This is a genomic window from Mesorhizobium sp. M3A.F.Ca.ET.175.01.1.1, assembly GCF_004791945.1.
In the GTDB taxonomy this organism is placed as follows: Bacteria; Pseudomonadota; Alphaproteobacteria; order Rhizobiales; family Rhizobiaceae; genus Mesorhizobium.
Genome location: NZ_SRTP01000179.1, coordinates 1 through 346, shown reverse-complemented (window position 1 = coordinate 346; position 346 = coordinate 1). Strand labels below are relative to the sequence as shown.

Sequence of the window (346 nt, the reverse complement as noted above, 5' to 3'; positions counted from 1 at the left end):
ATGAGACTTACAGAACCAGCCGTCGTAGCAGACATCTTTGCGTCTGGCCTCGGGCGTATCGACATCCTCAACGGCGGGTTCGCTCGTTTCGTGATGTACGTGGAAAGACCGAGAGAGGACGGATCGATCGAATATCGGGTCGTCGCCAAATTCGTGATGCCGCTGACCGCGATACCCGATGCGATCCTGCAGACGACTAAGGCCACAGCGATCAGCGCGATGGGGTTCACCGAACCGGCATACAACTGAGGCGCTCATGCTGCGGCCTCTGAATTGGCCGCAAGCCACTCGCGGCGCGTCATGTGCAGATCTTCGAGCGTGACGCGACCGCCAGTGATGACGACGA

The 346-nt window shown here is 59.2% G+C and carries 1 protein-coding gene; it reads left to right on the top strand.

Features of this window, described 5'->3' with window-relative positions; genetic code table 11:
* The coding region (locus tag EN818_RS33365; protein WP_127426623.1) for a hypothetical protein at window positions 1–249 on the top strand (249 nt) is incomplete at its 5' end.
* Between the last annotated feature and the right edge of the window lie 97 nt (window positions 250–346).